General features: G+C 65.8%; 18 protein-coding genes. 10 read left to right on the top strand and 8 right to left on the bottom strand.

All coding sequences use genetic code 11. The annotated features are described in order from the left end of the window. The first annotated feature begins 8 nt into the window (after positions 1–8). From ABIB99_RS34265 to ABIB99_RS34230, 8 genes are all read left to right on the top strand, one after another. Positions 9–1628, top strand: a complete 1620-nt coding sequence (locus ABIB99_RS34265) for a peptide chain release factor 3 (protein WP_085402821.1) — start codon at positions 9–11, stop codon at positions 1626–1628. A 232-nt stretch (positions 1629–1860) separates the two neighbouring features. Next, on the top strand, positions 1861–2439 hold the full coding sequence (locus ABIB99_RS34260) for a UCP034077 family protein (protein ID WP_166095795.1): 579 nt from the start codon (positions 1861–1863) through the stop codon (positions 2437–2439). Between the two features lie 166 nt (positions 2440–2605). Beyond that, positions 2606–3190, top strand: coding sequence for an NnrU family protein (locus tag ABIB99_RS34255; protein ID WP_354179854.1), 585 nt, complete (start codon positions 2606–2608; stop codon positions 3188–3190). Positions 3191–3265: 75 nt separating this feature from the next. After that, complete coding sequence (locus ABIB99_RS34250; protein WP_354179852.1) at positions 3266–4858, top strand: class I adenylate-forming enzyme family protein; 1593 nt, start codon at positions 3266–3268, stop codon at positions 4856–4858. Positions 4859–5024: 166 nt separating this feature from the next. Next, entirely contained in the window at positions 5025–5678 is a 654-nt protein-coding gene (locus ABIB99_RS34245) for a tetratricopeptide repeat protein (protein WP_063983726.1), read from the top strand. 44 nt (positions 5679–5722) lie between these two features. Next, positions 5723–6274: a hypothetical protein gene (locus ABIB99_RS34240; RefSeq protein ID WP_354179849.1), complete on the top strand. Its 552-nt coding sequence runs from the start codon at positions 5723–5725 to the stop codon at positions 6272–6274. A 49-nt stretch (positions 6275–6323) separates the two neighbouring features. After that, a complete protein-coding gene (gene der / locus ABIB99_RS34235; protein ID WP_166095820.1) occupies positions 6324–7706 on the top strand; it encodes a ribosome biogenesis GTPase Der in 1383 nt (460 codons plus the stop codon). Beyond that, positions 7703–8959 (top strand): TCR/Tet family MFS transporter, encoded by a 1257-nt coding sequence (locus tag ABIB99_RS34230; protein ID WP_354179847.1) that lies wholly within the window; start codon positions 7703–7705, stop codon positions 8957–8959. The genes der and ABIB99_RS34230 overlap by 4 nt, the downstream gene beginning before the upstream one ends. Positions 8960–9064: 105 nt before the next feature. Here ABIB99_RS34230 and ABIB99_RS34225 read toward each other — a convergent pair whose 3' ends face one another. From ABIB99_RS34225 to radA, 6 genes are all read right to left on the bottom strand, one after another. Then, a complete protein-coding gene (locus tag ABIB99_RS34225) occupies positions 9065–10291 on the bottom strand; it encodes an ABC transporter substrate-binding protein (RefSeq protein ID WP_071914710.1) in 1227 nt (408 codons plus the stop codon). Positions 10292–10457: 166 nt separating this feature from the next. Then, positions 10458–11621: an NHL repeat-containing protein gene (locus ABIB99_RS34220; protein ID WP_354179845.1), complete on the bottom strand. Its 1164-nt coding sequence runs from the start codon at positions 11619–11621 to the stop codon at positions 10458–10460. 78 nt (positions 11622–11699) lie between these two features. Then, positions 11700–12440 (bottom strand): SDR family NAD(P)-dependent oxidoreductase, encoded by a 741-nt coding sequence (locus tag ABIB99_RS34215; RefSeq protein WP_354179843.1) that lies wholly within the window; start codon positions 12438–12440, stop codon positions 11700–11702. Between the two features lie 216 nt (positions 12441–12656). Continuing rightward, positions 12657–14162 carry an amidophosphoribosyltransferase gene (purF, locus tag ABIB99_RS34210; protein ID WP_063983721.1) on the bottom strand — a complete coding sequence of 502 codons (1506 nt, stop codon included), beginning with the start codon at positions 14160–14162 and terminating at the stop codon, positions 12657–12659. A 29-nt stretch (positions 14163–14191) separates the two neighbouring features. Next, positions 14192–14821: a CvpA family protein gene (locus ABIB99_RS34205; protein ID WP_063983720.1), complete on the bottom strand. Its 630-nt coding sequence runs from the start codon at positions 14819–14821 to the stop codon at positions 14192–14194. Positions 14822–14987: 166 nt separating this feature from the next. After that, positions 14988–16436, bottom strand: coding sequence for a DNA repair protein RadA (gene radA / locus ABIB99_RS34200; protein WP_063983719.1), 1449 nt, complete (start codon positions 16434–16436; stop codon positions 14988–14990). 201 nt (positions 16437–16637) lie between these two features. On the opposite strand from radA, the gene ABIB99_RS34195 reads away from it, so the two are divergent. After that, entirely contained in the window at positions 16638–17795 is a 1158-nt protein-coding gene (locus ABIB99_RS34195; protein WP_354179839.1) for an ABC transporter substrate-binding protein, read from the top strand. After that, positions 17795–19873, top strand: coding sequence for a putative bifunctional diguanylate cyclase/phosphodiesterase (locus ABIB99_RS34190; protein ID WP_354179837.1), 2079 nt, complete (start codon positions 17795–17797; stop codon positions 19871–19873). The genes ABIB99_RS34195 and ABIB99_RS34190 overlap by 1 nt, the downstream gene beginning before the upstream one ends. Positions 19874–19879: 6 nt before the next feature. Here ABIB99_RS34190 and ABIB99_RS34185 read toward each other — a convergent pair whose 3' ends face one another. Together ABIB99_RS34185 and rpiB are read right to left on the bottom strand one after the other, a co-directional pair. Continuing rightward, positions 19880–20605 carry a sulfite exporter TauE/SafE family protein gene (locus ABIB99_RS34185; RefSeq protein ID WP_354179835.1) on the bottom strand — a complete coding sequence of 242 codons (726 nt, stop codon included), beginning with the start codon at positions 20603–20605 and terminating at the stop codon, positions 19880–19882. Between the two features lie 104 nt (positions 20606–20709). Further along, positions 20710–21156, bottom strand: a complete 447-nt coding sequence (gene rpiB / locus ABIB99_RS34180; RefSeq protein WP_063983716.1) for a ribose 5-phosphate isomerase B — start codon at positions 21154–21156, stop codon at positions 20710–20712. Positions 21157–21165 lie beyond the last annotated feature (9 nt).

Below are 21165 nucleotides of genomic sequence, written 5' to 3'. Positions count from 1 at the left end.
CTCCCGCAATGTCCGACATCGCCATATCAGCCGACTCGCCGGCCCGTTCCCCGCTTGCCACCGAAGTAGCGCGGCGGCGCACCTTCGCGATCATCTCCCACCCGGACGCGGGCAAGACCACGCTGACCGAGAAGCTGCTGCTGTTCGGCGGCGCCATCAATCTCGCCGGCCAGGTCAAGGCCAAGGGCGAGCGGCGCAACACCCGTTCGGACTGGATGAAGATCGAGCGCGAGCGCGGCATCTCGGTCGTGACCTCGGTCATGACTTTCGAGTTCGAGGGTCTCGTGTTCAATCTGCTGGACACGCCGGGCCATGAGGACTTTTCGGAGGACACCTACCGCACGCTCACGGCCGTCGACTCCGCTGTCATGGTGATCGACGCCGCCAAGGGCATCGAGGCGCGCACCCGAAAGCTGTTCGAGGTCTGCCGCCTGCGCGACATTCCGATCATCACCTTCATCAACAAGATGGACCGCGAGAGCCGCGACGTCTTCGAGCTGCTCGACGAGATCGAGAAGACGCTGGCGCTCGACACCACGCCGATGACCTGGCCGGTCGGCCGCGGCCGCGATTTCCTCGGCACCTATGACGTCGCCAATGGCGGCGTGCGCCTGCTCGAAGGCGGCGGCGCCAAGACTGGCGCGGCCCAGCAGATCGAGATTGCGGAACTGGCCAAGCTCAACGCCAATCTTGACGTCTCCGCGGTGAAGGACGAGCTCGAGCTCGTCACCGAGGCTTCAAAACCGTTCGAGCTCGCCGCCTTTCGCGAGGGCCATCTGACGCCGGTCTATTTCGGTAGCGCGCTGCGCAATTTCGGCGTCGGCGACCTCCTGCAAGGTCTCGGCAAGTTCGCGCCCGAGCCGCGCGCGCAGGAGAGCGACCAGCGCAAGGTTGAGGCCACTGATCCGCGCATGAGCGCCTTCGTGTTCAAGATCCAGGCGAACATGGATCCGAACCACCGCGACCGCATCGCCTTCGCGCGCCTCTGCTCCGGCAAGCTCAGCCGCGGTATGAAGGCCAAGCTGGTGCGCACCGGCAAGAGCATGCCGCTGTCGAGCCCGCAATTCTTCTTCGCGCAGGATCGTTCGGTCGCGGACGAAGCCTTCGCCGGCGACGTCGTCGGCATCCCCAATCACGGCACGCTGCGCATCGGCGACACCCTGACCGAGGGCGAGGATTTCACCTTCGTCGGCGTGCCGAGCTTCGCGCCGGAAATCGTCCGCCGCGTGCGTCTCACCGACGCGATGAAGGCGAAGAAGCTGAAGGAAGCGCTTCAGCAGATGTCCGAAGAGGGCGTTGTGCAGGTGTTCCGCCCGCGCGACGGCGCACCGGCGCTGGTCGGCGTGGTCGGCGCGCTCCAGCTCGACGTGCTGAAGGCACGGCTCGAGGCGGAATATTCGCTGCCGGTCGAGTTCGAGGTCAGCGAGTTCCAGCTCGCGCGCTGGGTCTCATCCGAAGATCGCAAGAAGCTCGACACTTTCATCGCGGCCAACACCTCGAGCATCGCCGACGATGTCGACGGCGATCCCGTGTATCTTGCGAGAAACGAGTTCTATCTCGGCTACGCCAGGGAGCGCGCCGAGGGCATCGAGTTCACGAACGTCAAGGACGTCAAGAAGAAGGGGTAGGGCGCTCTCTGCGCGCTGCTGCGTGGCCACACTCCGCTGTCATTCCCCGCGAAGGCGGGGAATCCAGTACGCCGCAGCCTCTCGATTCCATCACCGCCGTCTCGGAGTACTGGGTCGCCCGGTCGAGCCGGGCGACGACACCGGAGCTAAACGCGAGCATGTGAACAGCCGCAGGCTTGACGCGTTCGTTGGCAATGCCACGTTTGTGCGTGTGACATTGTGAGCTCGCATCATGTGGCGCGGCATCCTCGTTTTCCTCCTGTTGGCGATATCGACGGTTGCCGCCGATGCGCAGCGCCGCCAGATCAATCCGATCCCGTTTTCGCATGAGCCGTGCAGCGTGCTCGCCGGCCGGCCCTGCACGCCGTACTATTGCAGCCCGCTCGAGCCCGGCCCCTGCATTCCCGAGATCGACTACCCCTACGGCCAGAATCTCCAGCTCACGATCGAAACCGTGCCGGCGGAGGCAGATCGCTCGAAATATCAGAGGCCGGATCACGATCTCGATACGATCGGCGATCTCTTCGCCGAGCTGCGCACCTGCTGGTCGCCGCCATCGGACAATGCGCGCGCGGGCATGCAGATGGCGGTGCGCTTCAGCTTCAACAAGGCAGGCGGCATGATCGGTCCGCCGCAGCTGACCTATGCGACCGCGGGCGTCCCGGCCGATACCCGAACGACCTATCTCAACGCGATCAATTCATCGCTGAAGGCCTGCCTGCCGCTCAAATTCACCAGCGGCCTCGGCGGCGCTCTGGCCGGACGCCCGATCGCGATCCGCTATGTCGATAATCGCGAGCTTGGAAAATAGCTCTATCCCCGCATCTTGCGGACTGCGCTTGCGCGGGTCTCGCGGGATGAAGGCCGCGCTGTTGCAGACCCGAGCCTGCACGCCTCACCATGAGGCGTGAGAGTTGCGACCCGCGCCCAATCGATGATACGCCATGGGCGGGGGCGCTGGTCGAGGGGAGGATGTCGTGGGTCTGCTGGTCATGATCCTGGGGCTGATGCTGTTTTTTGCGGCCCATGTGTTCACAACGAAACGAGAGGCGCGCGCGCAAGCGATCGCGAGGCTGGGCGAGGGGACCTACAAGATCCTCTATGCGGCCGTCTCGCTTGCGGGACTGGCGCTGATCATCTGGGGCTTCGCCCATTATCGCGCTGCCGGAATGATCTCGGTTTGGGAGCCGCCGGTCGCATTCAAGCACATTACAGTAGCGCTGATGCTGCCTGCGGTCATCCTGGTGGTGGCGTCCTACTTGCGCGGGCGCATCTATGCGACGCTGAAGCATCCGATGCTGGCGGGCATCAAATTGTGGGCGGCCGCGCATCTGCTCGCCAATGGCGATCTCGGCTCCATCATCCTGTTTGGCTCGTTCCTGGGCTGGGCCGTGTACGACCGCATCTCGCTGAAGCATCGCACCGATGGCGGCGGCCCGCCCATTCCAGTGGGTGGGGTCACCAATGATCTGATCGCCGTTGCGGTCGGTGTCGTCGCCTATCTCGCGCTGGCCTTCGCATTCCACCCGGTTGTGATCGGCGTTCCCGTCATGGGAGGCTGACGACAGCCGATCAGCGCAAGACGGTTCCGCGCAGCCGTGCGCGGAACGTGACAAGCAACAGCCGAGGGCATCCCGATGGACTGGTCGCAATCTCAGATCCCGCCGATGCGGTTCGAGGCGCGCTTTGGTGATCGGGTGGTGCCGGCCTTCTGCGACCGGCCGGCGAGCCTGTGGGCGATGATCGCGGACGCTTGCGCCCGCAATCCGGATGGCGAAGCGCTGATCGCATGCGATGTCCGGTTGAGCTGGCGACAGGCGGTGGAGCAGGCCGCGCGGATCGCGGCGGGCTTTCGCAAGCTCGGCCTGCAGCGCGGCGATCGCATCGCGATCCTGCTCGGCAACCGCATCGAGTTTCCGCTATTGCTGTTCGCGGCGGCCCACGAGGGGCTGGTGACGGTGCTGCTCGGCACGCGCCAGCAGAAGCCCGAGATCGCCTATGTCCTCGCCGATTGCGGCGCCAGGATCCTGATCCATGAAGCAGGGCTCACCGGGCGGCTGCCCGATGCGCTTGATGTCCCCGATGTCATCCACCGCATCGCCGTCGACAGCGATCAGGCCCTGTCGCGTTTCGCCGTGCTCGCCGACAACGTCCCGGCACCGGCGCCGGTCGAGATCCGCGAGGAGGACACCGCGATGATCCTCTACACCTCGGGCACGACGGGCAAGCCGAAGGGTGCGATGCTCGCCCATTGCAACATCGTCCATTCCTCGATGGTATTCGTCTCCTGCCTGCAATTGACGGAAGCGGACCGCTCGATCGCGGCAGTGCCGCTCGGCCACGTCACCGGCGTCGTCGCCAACATCACGACCATGATCCGCTGCGGCGGCGCGCTGATCATCATGCCGGAGTTCAAGGCTGCCGATTATCTCAAGCTCGCCGCGCGCGAGCGCGTCACCTACACGGTGATGGTGCCGGCGATGTACAATCTCTGCCTGCTCCAGCCCAATTTCGAGGGCTACGATCTCTCGAGCTGGCGCATCGGTGGCTTTGGCGGCGCGCCGATGCCGGTCGCGACCATCGAGAAGCTCAAGGCGACGATTCCCGGCCTGAAGCTCGCGAACTGCTACGGCTCGACCGAGACGACGTCCCCCTCGACGATCATGCCGGGCGAGCTGACTGCAAGCCACATCGACAGTGTCGGCCTGCCGTGTCCCGGTGCCCGCATCGTCGCGATGGGAGCGGACGGGCGCGAGCTGCCTCATGGCGAGATCGGCGAGCTCTGGATCCAGAGCGCCTCCGTCATCAAGGGATACTGGAATAACCCGAAGGCCACGGCCGAAAGCTTCACGGGCGGATTCTGGCATTCCGGCGATCTCGGCTCGGTCGATGCGGAGGGGTTTGTCCGCGTGTTCGACCGGCAGAAGGACATGATCAATCGCGGCGGCCTGAAGATCTATTCGGCCGAGGTCGAGTCCGTGCTGGCCGGCCACCCCGCCGTGGTCGAGAGCGCGATCATTGCCAAGGCCTGCCCGGTGCTGGGCGAGCGCGTCCACGCCGTGGTGGTGACGCGCGCCCCGGTGACCGGCGAGGCCTTGCGCGCCTGGTGCGCGGAGCGGCTGTCCGACTACAAGGTCCCCGAAACCATGGCGATCACCCCCGAGCCGCTGCCGCGCAATGCCAACGGCAAGGTGCTGAAGCGGCAGCTGCGGGAGCTCCTGGGAACCTGAGCCGGACAGGCCGGTCCGGGCTGTTCCGGGTGGTTAACGCCTTGATTGGGCTCGCTTTGCCTTGCCACCGCCATATCGTTAGGGTACCCCGCCGCCACGTGGGGGACGGGATTCCTGACGCGAACGCATTGGCGCGCGCACCCGGACGGGCATGGGATTAGCATAAGTGTCTGAATTATTTGACGAAGTCGACGAGGAAGTACGTCGCGAACAGCTCAAGAAGCTGTGGGACAAGTATTCGATTGTCTTCATCGCCCTGATGGTGCTGATCGTGGCTGCCGTCGGTGGCTGGCGCGGCTACCAGTATCTGGAGGGCAAAAAGGCCGCCGAGGCCGGCGCCGCCTTCGAGAAGGCCGCTGAGCTGTCCGACCAGGACAAGCACGCGGAGGCCGAGGCCGCCTTCACCGCGCTCGCCGCCAAGGCTCCCTCGGGTTATCGCACCCTGGCGCGGCTACGTGCCGCGGCCGAGGCAGCGCCCCGCGATCCCAAGGCGGCCGCCAAGATGTTTGACGACATCGCCGCCGATCGCAGCATCGGTGGTGAGTGGCAGGATCTGGCGAAGATCCGCGCCGCCGGCCTGCTGGTCGACAGCGCGTCCTATGCCGACATGCAGCAGCGGCTGGAGTCCTCCGCCGCGCCCAAATCCACGTTCCGCCATAGCGCCCGCGAGTTGCTGGCGCTGTCGGCCTGGCGCAACAACGACATGACCGCGGCCCGCAAATGGCTCGACGCGATTGCCGAGGACGGCGAAACGCCGCCCGGTTTGCGCTCACGCGCCGAGGCGCTCCAGGCCCTGCTGCCGCCCGTCGCCAAAAGCTGACCAAGAGCTGACCTTCGGGCTCTCTGACGTAGACGAGACACAAGATGCGCCGCACGCCCCGCTTGATCGCAGCCGCCGTCCTGATCGCCTTCACGGGCATCCTGGGCGGCTGCTCCAGCTTCGATCCAAGCGACATGCTCGACTTCCTCGACACCAAGAAGAAGCTGCCGGGCGACCGCAAGCCGGTCTTCCCGGACGGCGTTCCGGGCCTTGAGCAGGGCGTGCCGCGGGAGATGTACAAGGGTGCAGCACAGCAGCAGCCGGATCCGAACGCACCGGCCGTCGCGGCTCTGCCCGCCGAGCCGCCGCCCGAGGCCAAGCCGGCAAAGGGTGCCAAGGCGAAGAAGACCAAACAGCCTTCCAGCACCGCGGCCGCGCCCGCTGAGGCGCCGGCGGGCGAGGTCGACGGCGAGGCCCAGCCGGAGGCCGCGCCGCCCACGGCCGCTCCGCCGCCCAAGCAGAAGATCGTGCGCAAGCGCACCACCGCCCCGCCGCCGGATCAACCCGTCCAGCAGGCGCAACCGACCCAGACCACCCAGCAGCAATCGCAGGGAGCTTTCCCGGCACCGATGCCGAGCGGCAGCTTTTCGCGCTGATCACTTCATTACATTGACAGGCGCGGCCTTCGCAGCGCACGAATGACCGATGTCCTTCACGATTGCTATTATCGGCCGGCCAAATGTCGGCAAATCGACGCTGTTCAACCGCCTGGTTGGGCAGAAGCTCGCGCTCGTCGATGACCTGCCGGGCGTCACCCGCGACCGCCGCGAAGGCGAGGCCAGGCTCGGCGATCTCGAATTCACCATCATCGACACCGCCGGCCTCGACGAGGGCGCCAAGGGCTCGCTGACCGCGCGCATGCAGGAGCAGACCGAGGCCGCGATCGCACAGGCCGACGCGCTGTTCTTTGTCGTCGACGCCCGCATCGGCCTCACGCCCACCGACCGCGCCTTCGCTGATTTCGCCCGCAAGGCCAACAAGCCGGTGCTGCTGGTCGCCAACAAGAGCGAAGGCAAGCATGGCGATGCCGGCGCGATGGAGGCCTTTGCGCTCGGCCTCGGCGATCCCATCCAGGTCTCGGCCGAGCACGGCGAGGGCATGGGCGAGCTGTATGACGCCCTCCGCGAGTTGATGCCGGAGCCTGTCGAGGAAGATGAAGCCGAGGACGACGAGCCGCTGACCGAGGAGGAGGCCGCGACGCGTCCGATCCGCGTCGCGATCGTCGGCCGGCCCAATGCCGGCAAGTCGACGCTGATCAATCATCTGCTCGGCGAGGAGCGCCTGCTGACGAGCCCGGAGGCCGGCACCACGCGCGATTCCATCGCGGTCGAGATCAACTGGAAGGGCCGCGATTTTCGCGTGTTCGATACCGCAGGCCTGCGCCGTCGCTCGCGCATCGAGGAAAAGCTGGAGAAGCTCTCGGTCGCCGACGCGTTGCGTGCGGTCCGCTTTGCCGAAGTCGTCGTGATGATGATGGATACGCAGAACCGCTTCGAGGAGCAGGATCTGCGCATCGCCGATCTGATCGAGCGCGAAGGCCGCGCGGTCGTGCTCGCCGTCAACAAATGGGATCTGATGGAGACCAAGGGCGGCGGCGCCGTCTCGGGCCTGCGCCGGGATGCCGACCATTGGCTGCCGCAGATCAAGGGCGTGCCGATCGTCGCCGTATCAGGTCTGATGGGCGAGGGCATCGATCGTCTGATGCAGGCGATCCAGGACGCCTACGCGGTCTGGAACAGGCGTGTGCCGACATCCGCGCTCAATCGCTGGTTCGAGCAGGCCGTGCAGGCCAATCCGCCGCCGGCGGTGTCCGGCCGACGGCTCAAGCTGAATTACATCACGCAGAACAAGGCGCGTCCGCCGAGCTTCGTGCTGTTCTGCTCGCGCGCGGACGCGGTGCCGCAGTCTTATTTGCGCTACCTGACCAATTCCATGCGCGAGACCTTTGAGCTGCCGGGTACGCCGGTGCGCATCACCTTGCGCGAAAAGGCCAACCCCTTCGCCCACAAGCGCAAGCGGCCGTCGTGAGCAACGATGCCGGCGAGGCGACGGCGCGAAGCGCCGCGCCGGTCCGGCGTGGTGCCGTCGCCTTCATCTTCGTCACCATCCTGCTCGACATGCTCGCGCTCGGCGTGATCATGCCGATCCTGCCGAAGCTGATCGAGAGCTTCGTCGACAACGACACCGCGCATGCGGCCCGCATCTTCGGCCTGTTCGGCACCGCCTGGGCGCTCATGCAGTTCGTGTTCTCGCCGGTGCTCGGCGCGCTGTCGGATCGCTTCGGACGGCGGCCGGTGGTGCTGCTGTCGAATTTCGGGCTCGCCGCCGACTATGTGCTGATGGCGCTCGCGCCGTCGCTGCTCTGGTTGTTCATCGGCCGCGTGATCTCGGGCATCACCTCGGCGAGCATTTCGACCGCCTTTGCCTATATCGCCGACATCACGCCGCCGGAGCGGCGAGCGGCCGTCTTCGGCAGGATTGGAGCTGCCTTCGGCGCCGGCTTCATCCTGGGCCCGGCGCTCGGCGGCCTGCTCGGCGATATCGATCCGCGGCTGCCGTTCTGGGCGTCGGCGGCTTTGAGCTTTGCCAATGCGCTCTATGGGCTCTTCGTCCTGCCGGAATCGCTGGCGCCGGAGCGGCGCGCGCCGTTCCGCTGGACCAGCGCCAATCCGGTCGGAGCGCTGCACTTGCTGCGGTCCAACGCGGCGCTGGCCGCGTTATCCATCGTCAACTTCATCGCACAGGTCGCGCATGTCGTGCTGCCCTCGACCTTCGTGCTTTATGCGACCTATCGCTACGGCTGGGATTCTAAGACCGTGGGTCTGACGCTCGCGATGGTCGGCATCTGCGCCATGGTGGTGCAGGGGCTCGCCATCGGCCCGATCGTGCGCGTGCTCGGCGAGCGGAATGCGCTGGTGCTCGGTCTGTGCTGTGGCGCGATCGGCTTCGTGATCTTCGGCGCCGCGCCGGCCGGCCCGCTGTTCTGGATCGGCATTCCCGTGATGTCGCTGTGGGGCATCTCAGGCGCCGCCATGCAATCGCTGATGACGCGACTGGTGGCCCCCGATCAGCAGGGCCAGTTGCAGGGCGCGACCGCGAGCGTGCAGAGCGTCTCTCAGCTCGTCGGGCCGTTCCTGTTCACGCTGACGTTTTCCTATTTCATCGGCGCCAGCGCGCCGTGGCATCTGCCCGGCGCGCCGTTCCTGCTTGCGGCGGTATTGATGGTGGCATGTGTCGCGATCGCGATGCGGACGCTGGCGACTACGAAGACGGCCTCGTAGGGTGGGCAAAGCGAAGCGTGCCCACCGCTACTTCGTCAACTCGCGGAGAGAAGGTGGGCACGGCGCTTACGCGCCTTTGCCCACCCTACGGCAACGTCGACTGTCTTACTTCTTCACCAGCGGACACTCGCTGTCCTTGAGCGGCTTGGCTGCGTCTTCCGCCGCGATCGTGGCGATCTGCTTGTAGTAGTCCCACGGGCCCTTCGACTCCTCGGGCTTCTTCACCTCGAACAGATAGGCCGGGATGAGACGGCGTCCGTCCTGGCGCAGCGGGCCATTACCGAACAGCGGATCGTCGGTCGGCAGCTCCTTCATCTTGGCGACGACCTTGGCGCCGTCATGCGGGTTGCCGCCGAGCGCTTCCATCGCCTTGAGATAGTGCAGCACCATCGCGTAGTTGCCGGCCTGGGTCATCGACGGCATTGCGTTCTTGCTGGCCAGGGCGGCGAAGCGCTTCGACCAGGCGCGGGTCTGCTCGTTCATGTCCCAGTAGAAGGACTCGGTGAAGGTCAGGCCGTGCGCGGTCTTGAGCCCCAGCGAATGCACGTCATTGATGAACAGCAGCAGCGCCGCGAGCTTCTGGCCACCCGATACGATGCCGAATTCGGCCGCCTGCTTGATCGAGTTCGTGGTGTCGCCGCCAGCATTGGCGAGGCCGACCACCTTGGCCTTGGACGATTGGGCCTGCAGCAGGAAGGACGAGAAGTCCGAGCTGTTGATCGGGTGCTTGACACTGCCCAGCACCTTGCCGCCGTTCGCCGTCACGACGGCCGTGGTGTCGCGTTCCAGCGCGTGGCCGAAGGCATAATCAGCGGTAAGAAAGAACCAGGTGTCGCCGCCGGCCTTGGTCAGCGCCTTGCCGGTGCCGTTGGCGAGCATGTAGGTGTCGTAAGTGTAGGAGATCGTGTTCGGCGTGCAGGCCTTGCCGGTCAAGTCGGCAGAGGCGGCGCCGGAATTCAGCAGCACCGAATTCTTTTCCTTGACGAGGTTGCTGACCGCAAGCGCGACGCCGGAGTTCGGCGTGTCGGCGATCGCATCGACCTTCTCGTTGTCGATCCATTGCCGAGCGATATTGACGCCGACGTCCGGCTTGTTCTGGTGATCGCCGCTCAGCACGTCGATCTTCCAGCCCTTCTTGAGCAGGCCGGAATCCTCGACGGCCATCTTGATCGCGACCACGGAGTTCGGGCCGCCGATATCGGCATAAAGGCTCGACATGTCATTCAAGACGCCGATCTTGACGGTCTTGTCCTGCGCGTAAGCGGATGTTGCAAAACCGAAGGTGGCACAGGCCAGAAGGGCCGCGTAGCGGCGCGCGAGCGTCGTCGTCATAAAAGGTCTCCTCCATTTTCAATATGCGGACGGCTCTCTTGCGGAGCCTTGTTCCGGCTGATCGCTCTACCGTGTCCCACGGCCGGCGGCAATGCGCCTAAAGCCGGATGACGCTGCGGCGTAGCGTCATCCGTCGGTTAACCTTTGGGCAAAGTGTGCTGAGACGCTATTTGAGCGCGTCCGACGTCAGCCTGAATTTCTGGATGCGCTTTCCGGTATCGACCTCGGCGGTATAGACGTTACCCTTGGCGTCTATCGCCATGGCATGCACCCAGTGGAACTGCCCGGCATTGCGGCCGTTGTGGCCGAAGCTGCCGACCACGCTGCCGTCCTCGCGCTTGATCACCCGGATCTCGTTGTTCTCGCCGTCGGCGCTGAGCAAATAGGTCTGCTTCGGATCGGGCCAGATCGCGATGTCCCACACCGCGCCGTTGCCGAGGGTGTTCTTCTCGAAGAAGAACTCCTTCACGAAGGTGCCATCCTTTTTGAACACCTGGATGCGATTGTTGATGCGGTCGCAGACGTAGACGAGACCGTCATTGGCGAGCTTCACGCAATGGACGGGATTTCCGAATTGCTGGGAGACGGGCGCCTTGGGATCATACGCCGCCTGCTTGTTGTCATCGGGCTTGTTGCCATAGGCGCCCCAGTGCCGCTTGTAGGCGAGCGTCGTCGCATCGAACACGATGACGCGGCGGTTGCCATAACCGTCGGCGACGTAGATTTCGTTCGCCTCCTTGTCGATCGCGGTTTCGGCGGGCTTGCCGAGCTGCGTGGTGTCGTTGCTGCCGAGGCTCGGCGCGATCTTGCCGATCTGGGCGACGAACTTGCCGTCGAGCGTGAACTTCAAAATGGCGTTGTCGTTGTCGGCGTTGCCGCCGACCCAGACGAAGCCGCGCTCGTCGACCTCGATGCCGTGCTCGCGGCCGACCCATTCATAGCCTTCGCCCGGACCGCCCCACGACCGCAGCAGATTGCCGTCGGTGTCGAATTCGAGCACGGGAGGCGCCGACACGCAGCACTTCGAGCGCGGCGGGCTGAGGCTCGCGCCTTTCTCGTCATCGGTGAGCGAGCGCGGGCGATGGATCACCCAGATATGGCCCTGCCAGTCGACGGTGATGCCGCCGACCTGGCCGAGGATCCAGTTGTTCGGCAGCTGTTTTGGCCAGGAGGCATCGACCGCGAAGGTCGGGACGTCACCCGCAGTCGCCGTGCCTGGAAGCACGAACGCGATGGCTGCAATCAGGATGGAGAAGGCGTGAGAGACTCGTGTGAGCGCACGGCCGAGCCTTGTACAGACAAGCCCTGCACGATTATGCCACGGCGCCATGGCAACCTCCCTTTTTTGGCTTGCGGCTTGCTGCCGCTTGAGCGCGGGCAGTCAATCGCGGGGAGGCACGCGAGTCAATCAGGCCGGCGAGCGGAAGCTCATCAGCGTGCGGGTCTTGTAGTCGTAGAACTTGCCGGTTTCGGTCCAGTCCGGCGCGCACATCGGGACGATGAATTCGGCGACCTGCTCGGGTGTCTCCAGCGTCGCCGGATCTTCGCCCGGCATCAACGTGGCGCGCATCCGGGTGCGGATCGGGCCCGGGTTGAACAGGTTGACACGGAGCGGCGTGTTCGTGGTTTCCTGCGCCCAGGCGCGGGCCAGTGTTTCCAGCGCGGCCTTGGAGGCGGCGTAGGGGCTGACATAGGCGGTGGCCTTGTTGGCGGCGCCCGAGGTGATGAACACTGCCCGGCCGGCATCGGACTGCCTCAGCAGCGGCTCCATGCAGCGGATCAGCTGGAAGTTCGCCGAGACGTTGACCGCCATCACGTCGGTGAAAGTTTTCAGTTCGATGTGGCCGACCGGCGAGGAGGGGCCGAGCACGCCGGCATTGCCGACGAGGATGTCGAGCTTGCCGTAGCGCTCGTGCAGGCCGGCGCCGAGCCGCGCGATGCCGTCGGAATCGGTGAGATTGAGCGGCACCAGCGTGGCGCTGCCGCCGTCTTTCCGGATCTCGTCATCGAGCTCTTCGAGCCCGCCCTGCGTGCGCGCCGTCGCAACGATATGCGCGCCGGCCTTGGCCAGCGCCTTGGCCGTGGCAAAGCCGATGCCGCGCGAGGCGCCGGTGACGAGAGCGATGCGGTTGGCGAGGGGATTTGTCATGGCGGGGTTTTACAGGCGTGGATGGCCGGGACAAGCCCGGAATTTCTGCCCTCGAGCTCCCGCCGCAGCCCTACTGGATATTGGTACTATTGTTCGGGCCGTTCCCCGAGCTGTCAGGCGGCACCTTCATGCCCTGCCTGAAGGCAAGACGATGAAGCCGACCAAAAGCCCTCCGCAGAGAATGGCGATGGCCAGCTGCATCGTCGCGGTCTTTCGTCAGCTCGCTTCCGCCAGCAGCGACAATTGCCGCGGCTGCTGCTCGGTCTGGGTCTGGTCGGTGAGGTGGGTCGGATACGCCCCGGTGAAGCAATGATCCGAGAATTTCGGATTGGCGGGGTCGCGGCCGGGCTCGCCCATGGCGCGATACATGCCGTCGATCGACAAGAAGGCGAGCGAGTCGGCGCCGATGATCTCGCGCATCTCCTCCAGCGAATGCGTCGCGGCCAGGAGGCCGCCGCGATCCGGCAGGTCGATGCCGTAATAATCGGGATAGAGGATCGGCGGCGAGGCGAGGCGGAAATGGACTTCCTTGGCGCCGGCATCGCGCATCATGCGCACGATCTTCTTCGAGGTGGTGCCGCGCACCAGCGAGTCGTCGATCAGGATGATGCGCTTGCCTTCGATCGCGGCGCGGTTGGCCGAATGCTTCATGCGCACGCCGGACTCGCGGATCGCCTGGGTCGGCTGGATGAAGGTGCGGCCGACATAGTGGTTGCGGATGATGCCGAGCTCGAACGGCACGCCGGAATGCTGGCTGTAGCCGACCGCGGCGGGTACGCCGGAATCCGGCACCGGGACGACGACGTCGATCGGCACATGGCTCTCGCGCGCGAGCTGCGCACCAAAGGCCTTGCGCACTTCGTAGACCGAGCGGCCGTGAACGATGGAGTCCGGACGGGAGAAATAGATGTATTCGAAGATGCAGGGGCGTGGCGCCATCGGCGGGAACGGCTTGTGGATGTCCTGGCCGTTCTCGTCGAACACGATGACTTCGCCGGGCTCGATGTCGCGAATGAAGCGCGCGCCGATGATGTCGAGCGCGCAGGTCTCCGAGGTCAGGATCGGGCAACCGTCGAGCTCGCCGAGCACCAGCGGGCGGATGCCGCGTGGATCGCGCGCGCCGACCAGCTTCTTGTTGGTCAGCGAAACCAGCGCATAGGCGCCCTCGATCTCGCGCAGGGCGTCGATGTAGCGCTCGATGAAGCGGCTGCGCCTGGAGCGCGCGACGAGATGCAGGATCACCTCGGTGTCGGTGGTCGACTGCATCATCGCGCCGTTCTTCACGAGCTCGCGGCGCAGCGTCAGGCCGTTGGTGAGGTTGCCGTTGTGGGCGACCGCAAGGCCGCCGGCATTGAGCTCGGCGAACAGCGGCTGCACGTTGCGCAGGATGGTGGCGCCGGTGGTGGAGTAGCGGACATGACCGACGGCCATATTGCCGGGCAGGCGGTCGATCACCTCGCGGCGGGAGAAGGTGTCGCCGACGAGGCCGAGGCGGCGTTCCGAGTGAAAGCGGCTGCCGTCGTAGGAGACGATGCCGGCGGCCTCCTGGCCGCGATGCTGGAGGGCGTGGAGGCCGAGCGCCGTGATGGCCGCGGCGTCAGGGTGGCCGTAGATGCCGAAGACGCCGCATTCCTCGCGGAGCGTATCGCCCTCCAGGTCGTCCTGAAGCTCTAGCGCGGCTGGGCCGAGATCAAGTTGGGCGTCCTGGTCAGGGTGTCGCATCTCGTCCGCGCCTCTCTTTTAGGGCCTAATCAACGCGCCGCAGGTTTCTCGATCAGCTTCTTGAGGCTGTCACGAGCAGGTTTACTGTATCCGTCGCCAGTGCCCGAAGGCTGCGGTTCGGAATCAGCTTGATCATCATCTGGTTTGTTTTTCTTGAATCTCTTCAAGATGGTGTTCTCGGGGTCGTCAGGCAAGAGGGCCATCAGCCAATCCCCGGTTCCCTGGAGCACCACGCGAGATTTGGCCCCCGTGACCCAGTCCGGGCGCTGCTTGTCCGGCACCAGCCAGGTGAAGAACAGGAACGCGACCACGACGATCAAAAGCCCGCGAGCGAGGCCAAACAGGAAGCCCAGGGTGCGGTCTAGCGCGCCGATGCGCGAATCCAGGATCATGTCGGAGATCCGGACCGTGATCACGGAGACCACGACCAGGGTGCCCACGAACACGCCGGCGACCACGACGACGCTCGCCACCGTGTCGTTGTTGAAATAGGTCTTTGCGGTCGGCAGCAGCTTCGAGAACGAGTACAGCGTCACGATCGCCGCTGCGCCCCAGGCCGCGATCGACAGGATTTCGCGCATGAAGCCGCGGACCATGGCGAGCAGGCCCGAGATCAGCATCACACCGAGCAGGATCAGGTCGAGGAGTGTTACTGGCATCGGCTGGTCGGGTCCGCTCGTACTTCAAAGGTGCTCAGCGAATCGGTGCTTGGCCGTGGCCCTAAGTGAGGGCCAGACGGCGTTCCCGGCAAGGCCGCAACCACGCAATCCCATGCTGCTTTTGTGACGGCTGTATAGCGGTGGGGGCGGAGGACGTCACCTCCACCTAACCCTCTCCACGGCGGAATCTTGCCGGTGTGGCATTTTTCTCCGCCGGCGGGCTCGAGTCGCCGCGGCGGGAGCCCCGGGCCGCGATCTCGGCCACCAGTGTCGTCAGGCTGTTGATCGCGTTCAGGGACAGTCCGGCGTCGCCGCCAGCATCGCCGCCACGGGCCGATTCGGGCAGCACGGCGCGCTTGAAGCCGAGCTTGACCGCTTCCTTGAGCCGGGCCGGGGTCTGCGCCACCGGGCGGATGACGCCGGAGAGCGAAATCTCGCCGAAATAGACAGCATCGGTGGGTAACTGCGCATTAACCAGGGATGAAACCAGTGCGGCCGCGGCGGCCATATCGGCCGCCGGCTCGTGGATGCGCAGGCCGCCCGCGACGTTCAGATAGACGTCGTGGCCGGACAGCTTGACCCCGCAATGGGCCTCCAGCACCGCCAGCACCATGGAGAGCCTGCTCTGATCCCAGCCGACCACGGCCCTACGCGGGGTGCCGAGCGAGGTGGGGGCCACCAAGGCCTGCAATTCGACCAGAACGGGCCTCGTACCCTCGATGCCCGCGAAGACTGCGGTGCCCGGCGTGCCCAGATCGCGCTCGGACAGGAACAGCTCGGAGGGATTGGTGACCTCGCGCAGGCCAAGGCCGGTCATCTCGAACACGCCGATCTCGTCGGTCGGGCCGAAGCGGTTCTTCACTGCGCGCAGGATGCGGAATTGCTGTGAGCCTTCGCCCTCGAAGGACAGCACCGCATCGACCATGTGCTCGACCACGCGGGGGCCTGCGATCTGGCCGTCCTTGGTGACATGGCCGACCAGGATGATGGCAGCACCGGTCTTCTTGGCGAAGCGGATCAGCGCCTGCGCCGAGGCGCGCACCTGGGTGACCGTGCCGGGCGCGGATTCCACCGTGTCGGTCCACATGGTCTGGATCGAGTCGATCACGATCAGCCGCGGCACCGCGCCTTCCGACAGCGTCGAGACGATATCCTCGACAGAGGTCTCGGCCGCGAGCTGCACCGGCGCGTCCGACAGGCCGAGCCGCTCGGCGCGCAGGCGCACCTGGGCGACCGCCTCTTCGCCGGAGATGTAGACGATGCGGTGGCCGGCGCGCGCCATCATGCTGGTGGCCTGCGTCAGCAGCGTCGACTTGCCGATGCCGGGATCGCCGCCGACCAGCAGCACCGAGCCGCGGACGAAGCCGCCACCGGTGACGCGGTCGAGCTCTGTCATGCCTGAGGACAGGCGAGGAGCGTCCTGGGTCTTCCCCGACAGGCTCTCCAACGCAAACGTCCGTCCCTTGCGCTTGGAGCGGATCGAGACCGGCACGCTGCCGGTCGTGTCCTCCTCGGCAAGCGTGTTCCACTCGCCGCAGGACTCGCACTTGCCCTGCCAGCGGTTATAGGCCGCGCCGCAGTTCTGGCAGACGAAGGAAAGCGTGTTCTTGGCCATGGGGACAGCGAGTCGGAGGTTTCAGGTTTGCTGATAGCACGGAATGACGGGCGAGACGGCGATCGCCGGCACCCCCATTAGCCCAATTCGCCGCAGCCGATACACCCTTTGTTAGCTCTACGCCGCCGCGCCGTTCCGGACTTTGCCAAACGTTAGCGGACGCGGGTCCAGTTTCGAAACCGATACGGGATGGCGAAACGAATGACGGTAGTCTTGCGGATAATGCTCGCCGTGGGCATGGCCTGCGGCTTTCTTCTGCCGGCAGGCGGCGCCGTTGCGGCCGACGCCGGGCGTCTCAACATCGTTTTCGTCAACCCCGGCAAGACCGGCGAGGTCTACTGGGACATGGTCGCGCAGACCATGCAGGCCGCGGGCCGCAAGCTCGACGCGCATGTCGAGGTGCTGACCAGCGAGCGGAATTACCGCACCATGCAGGAGCTTGGCTTCGGCGTGGTGGCACGCGCCGACAAGCCGGACTTCCTCATCCTGTCGAACGAGGAATCCGCTGCCGTTCCCATCCTGGAGGCGGCCGAGGCCGCCGGGGTCAAGACGCTGCTGCTCTCGAACACGCTGATCGGCGACGACGCCGCGCGCCTCGGACCGCCCCGGCAAAAGCTCAAGACCTGGCTCGGCGACATCACGACCGATCTCCAGACCGCGGGTGCGAGGATGGCCAATGCCTTGATCAAAGTGGCGCGCGCCGAGAAATGGCAGAGCCCGGACGGCAAGATCCACATTCTCGGCATCGGCGGCGACGAGATCACGCCGGCCTCGATCGCCCGCAACGCCGGTCTCAAGCTCGCGGTGGACGCCGCGCCCGACGTGGTGGTGGACCGGATGCTGTTCGCCAACTGGACCCAGTCGGAGGCGGAGCAGGTCACCAGGAATTATCTGAGCTGGGCCGCGCGCAAGGAGATCCGGCCTGCCGGCATCTGGGCCGGAAACGATCCGATGGCGCTCGGCGCGCTTCGCGCGGTGGTCGCTGCCGGCCTCACGCCCGGCCGGAACATCCAGCTGGTCGGCCTCAACTGGTCGGAGGACGCGCTGCGCGAGATCAAGGCGGGCCGTCTGCTCATGACCGATGGCGGACATTTCCTGCTCGGCGGCTGGTCGATCGTCCTCCTGCGCGACTACGCCGACGGCTGCGACTTCGCGGCCGCATCGCCCCGCGTCGAGGCCAAGACGTCTGCGATCACGCGCGACAATCTCGCTGCGGTCGGGGACCTCATCAAGACGCGCGCCTTCGATCGGATCGATTTCGCGCGCTTCAGGGCGAGGGCGGGGCGCTGCGGCCAGTACGATTTCTCCATCGATGCGCTCATCTCTTCGCTGGCGCTTCCGGAAGGCGCTGCTGACTGATGCGAAACGGTGACGACATGACCGATCCGGATCGCAAGCAGCAGGCGGCGGCGCCGTCGCGCTCGCGCTCGGTGGTCCGCGCGATGCTCTGGGCCACCGTGCCGGTGCTGCTGGTGGTGCAGCTGCTCGCCTCCGCCGGCGTCGAGGCATCGAGCTTCTGGTCGCAGATCAGGCAGCTCGACGCGCGCATTGCCCGCACGGCCGAGAGCCGCGCCGAGCTGATCGCCGAGCCGCTCTGGAAGATGCGCTACGATCAGGTCACGAGCGTGCTCAACGAGATCATGCACGACGAGACCATTGCCGCGGCGGCCGTTTATGACGACACCGGCGTCGCGATCGCGCGGGTGGTGGCGCGGCCGGCGGACCAGGCGGTATCGGAAGTCTCGCGTCCGATCCGCTACAGCAACGGCAACATCGCCGTGCAGGCCGGTCGTATCGCGATCGCCTATTCCTATGCGACAGTCTACACGGACACGGGCAGCCGGCTGCTGCTGCTGCTGGTGGTCGGCCTGCTCGCAACATTTGCCACCCTGATCGCGATGCGGATATCGGCCAACATCTTCATCGGCAAGCCGCTTACCGCGATCATGTCGGCGATCCAGCGCAGCAAGCAGGACGGGCGAGCCTATCCGGCCGACATCAAATCGACGAACGAATTCGGCCAGCTCGCGCGTGCCTTCAACGCCATGCAGCACACGACATCGGGCGCGCTCGACCGGCTCGGGCACATGGCCGCGCACGATCCGCTCACGGGCCTGCCCAATCGTCGCTCGCTGTCCGAGCATCTGGTGACCCTGAGCGGCGATGCCGGCTCGCCGGACTCGCTGATCGCCTTCTGCTTCATCGATCTCGACGACTTCAAGGGCATCAACGACACCTTCGGCCATGATGCCGGCGACAAGTTCCTGGTGCACATCTCCGAGCGCCTTCGCGATGCGGTCGAACCGCAGGATTGGGTCGCCCGGCTCGGCGGCGACGAATTCGTCGTCATCCGCCCCGAGGTCAGCAATGAAGCGACCGCCCAGGCGTTCGCGCGCCAGCTGCTCGATGCGATTTCCGAGCCGATCCGGCTGCACGACAAACAGGTCGTGCCGCGCGCCAGCATCGGCCTTGCCGTGCGCCGCGCCGGCGATCCCGAGTTGTCGCATTTGCCGGCGCTCGCCGACATCGCGCTCTACCATGCCAAGAGCAAGGCGCCGGGCACCGTCGCCGTGCTCGACGAAGCGCTTCAGCGCGACTATCGCCGTCGCCGGGATCTCGAGCTCGCCATTCCCGCAGGCTTCGCCGAGGGGCAGTTCGAGGTCTGGTATCAAAGCCAGGTCGACCTCGAGAGCCAGGCCGTTGTCGGGCTCGAGGCGCTGATCCGCTGGCGCCATCCCGAACTTGGCTTGATCGGTCCCGGCGAATTCCTGCCGCTGATCGAGCGCAGCGGCAACAATGCGCGGCTGACGCGCTACGTGCTGACCGATGCCTGTCGCGCGCTGCAGCGACTGGCATCCGCCGGCAGGCCGCAGATCCGGATCGCGATCAACCTGCCGCCGTCCGAGCTCGCCGACCATTCGCTCGCTGCCGAGCTGCGCGCGACCTGCGCGCGTTTCGATGTCGCGGCATCATTGCTGGAGCTCGAGATCACCGAGGGCTCGCTGATCAACAACATCGCCAGCGCCTCCGAGACGCTGCACCGCCTGCGGCGCCTAGGCGCAACCATCGCGCTCGACGATTTCGGCACCGGCTATAGCTCGCTCGCGCATCTCAGGCGGTTCCCGCTCGACAAGGTCAAGATCGACAAAGCCTTCATCAGCGAGATCCCTGACAGCGCGGAAGACAAGGCGATCGTCGGCGTCATCGCCTCGCTCGCCGGCACGCTGGGGCTGACGCTCGTCGCGGAAGGCATTGAGCGGCCCGAGCAGGCTGACGCCATGCGCGAGATGGGCGTGATGCTCGGGCAGGGTTATCACTACCATCGGCCGCAGCCGCTCGACGCCGTGCTGCAATGGCTCGAAAAGCAGGCGGTACCCACTGAGACAAGCCGCGTCCTCGCCGGCAGCCCGTCGATCGCGCCCGAATTCGCCGCCTGAGCGCGATTAGGACTGCGTTGCGTTCCAGAGCATGGAGAGCCCGGCCGCGATCATGATCGCGTCCATCACCAGGCGGAACATCTCCGGCTTGAGATGCAGCACGAAGCGTTTTGCGATGAAGGCGCCCGACATCAGCGAGGAGCCTGCGATCAGGCCCTTGATGAAGACATCCTGCGTCAGCGCGCCGAAACGTTCGAAGGTCACGGACTTCGCGAAGTAGAGGCCGAGTGAGGAGGCCGCTTCGGTTGCGAGGAACGCGCCCTTTGACAGGCCGTAGAACAGGAACAGCGGCACGCTGAGCGGGCCGGTCGAGACCACGATGCCGGTGAGATAGCCGATGATCGCCCCGCCGATCGCGAGGTGCCAGAGATTGGCCTTGAGGTCGTGCCGCGCCAGCCAGTGCCGCACCGGCACCATCGCGATCAGGAAGATGCCGATGGCGAGATCGACGGCGTGCGAGGGGAGCGCGAGCAGCGTGCGCGCGCCCAGCACGGCGGCCGGAATGCCCGTCGCCGAATAGGCCGCGCAGGCCCGCCAGTCGACCTCGCGCCACCACGCCAAGATCCGCGAGAAGTTCGCCATCACGGAGGCGACCGCCATGATCGGCACGGCTTCCTTCGGCCCATAGGCATAGACCAGCACCGGCATCAGCATGATCGACGACCCCGTGCCGACGATGCCTGAGACGGTGCCGGCGATCAGGCCGACGATGAGGACGAAGAGAAAGGCCAAGGTGCTCTCCACGAATCGGGAGAGTTTAGCCGTGGCCGGCGATGCGGGCGATCCATTCCAGGCGAGGGAACCAATCGCTCAGCGCATGCCATCCCGGCCGGCCGTCAGCCTTGCTCGTCCATGATGCGCAGCTTCTCGACGCGGCGGCGAAAATCCTCGTCCGTAGAGAATTCGGCGGAGAGATAGGACGAGACCAGATCCACGGCGAGCCAGGCGCCGACGATCTGCGCGCCGATGCACATGACGTTGACGTCGTCATGCTCGACGCTCTGATGGGCGGAATGAACGTCGTGGCAGACCGCGGCGCGAATGCCCTTCATCTTGTTGGCCGCGATCGAGGCGCCGACGCCGGTGCCACACACCATGATGCCGCGTGCGGCTTCGCCTGACGTCACCTTCTGCGCAACGGCCCGCGCGATGTCGGGGAAATCCACCGGCTTGTCGTCATAGGAGCCGACATCGACGACGTCGTGGCCGAGGCTGCGGATGTGGTCGATAACGGTCTGCTTGAGCGGCCAGCCGGCGTGGTCGGATCCGATGACGAGACGCATGTGATGTCC

The sequence above is a fragment of the Bradyrhizobium sp. LA6.1 genome (genome assembly GCF_040547805.1).
Classification (GTDB): domain Bacteria; phylum Pseudomonadota; class Alphaproteobacteria; order Rhizobiales; family Xanthobacteraceae; genus Bradyrhizobium; species Bradyrhizobium barranii.
The sequence above is the reverse complement of the archived record's forward strand: the minus strand, read 5'-3'. Positions and strand labels throughout refer to the sequence as shown.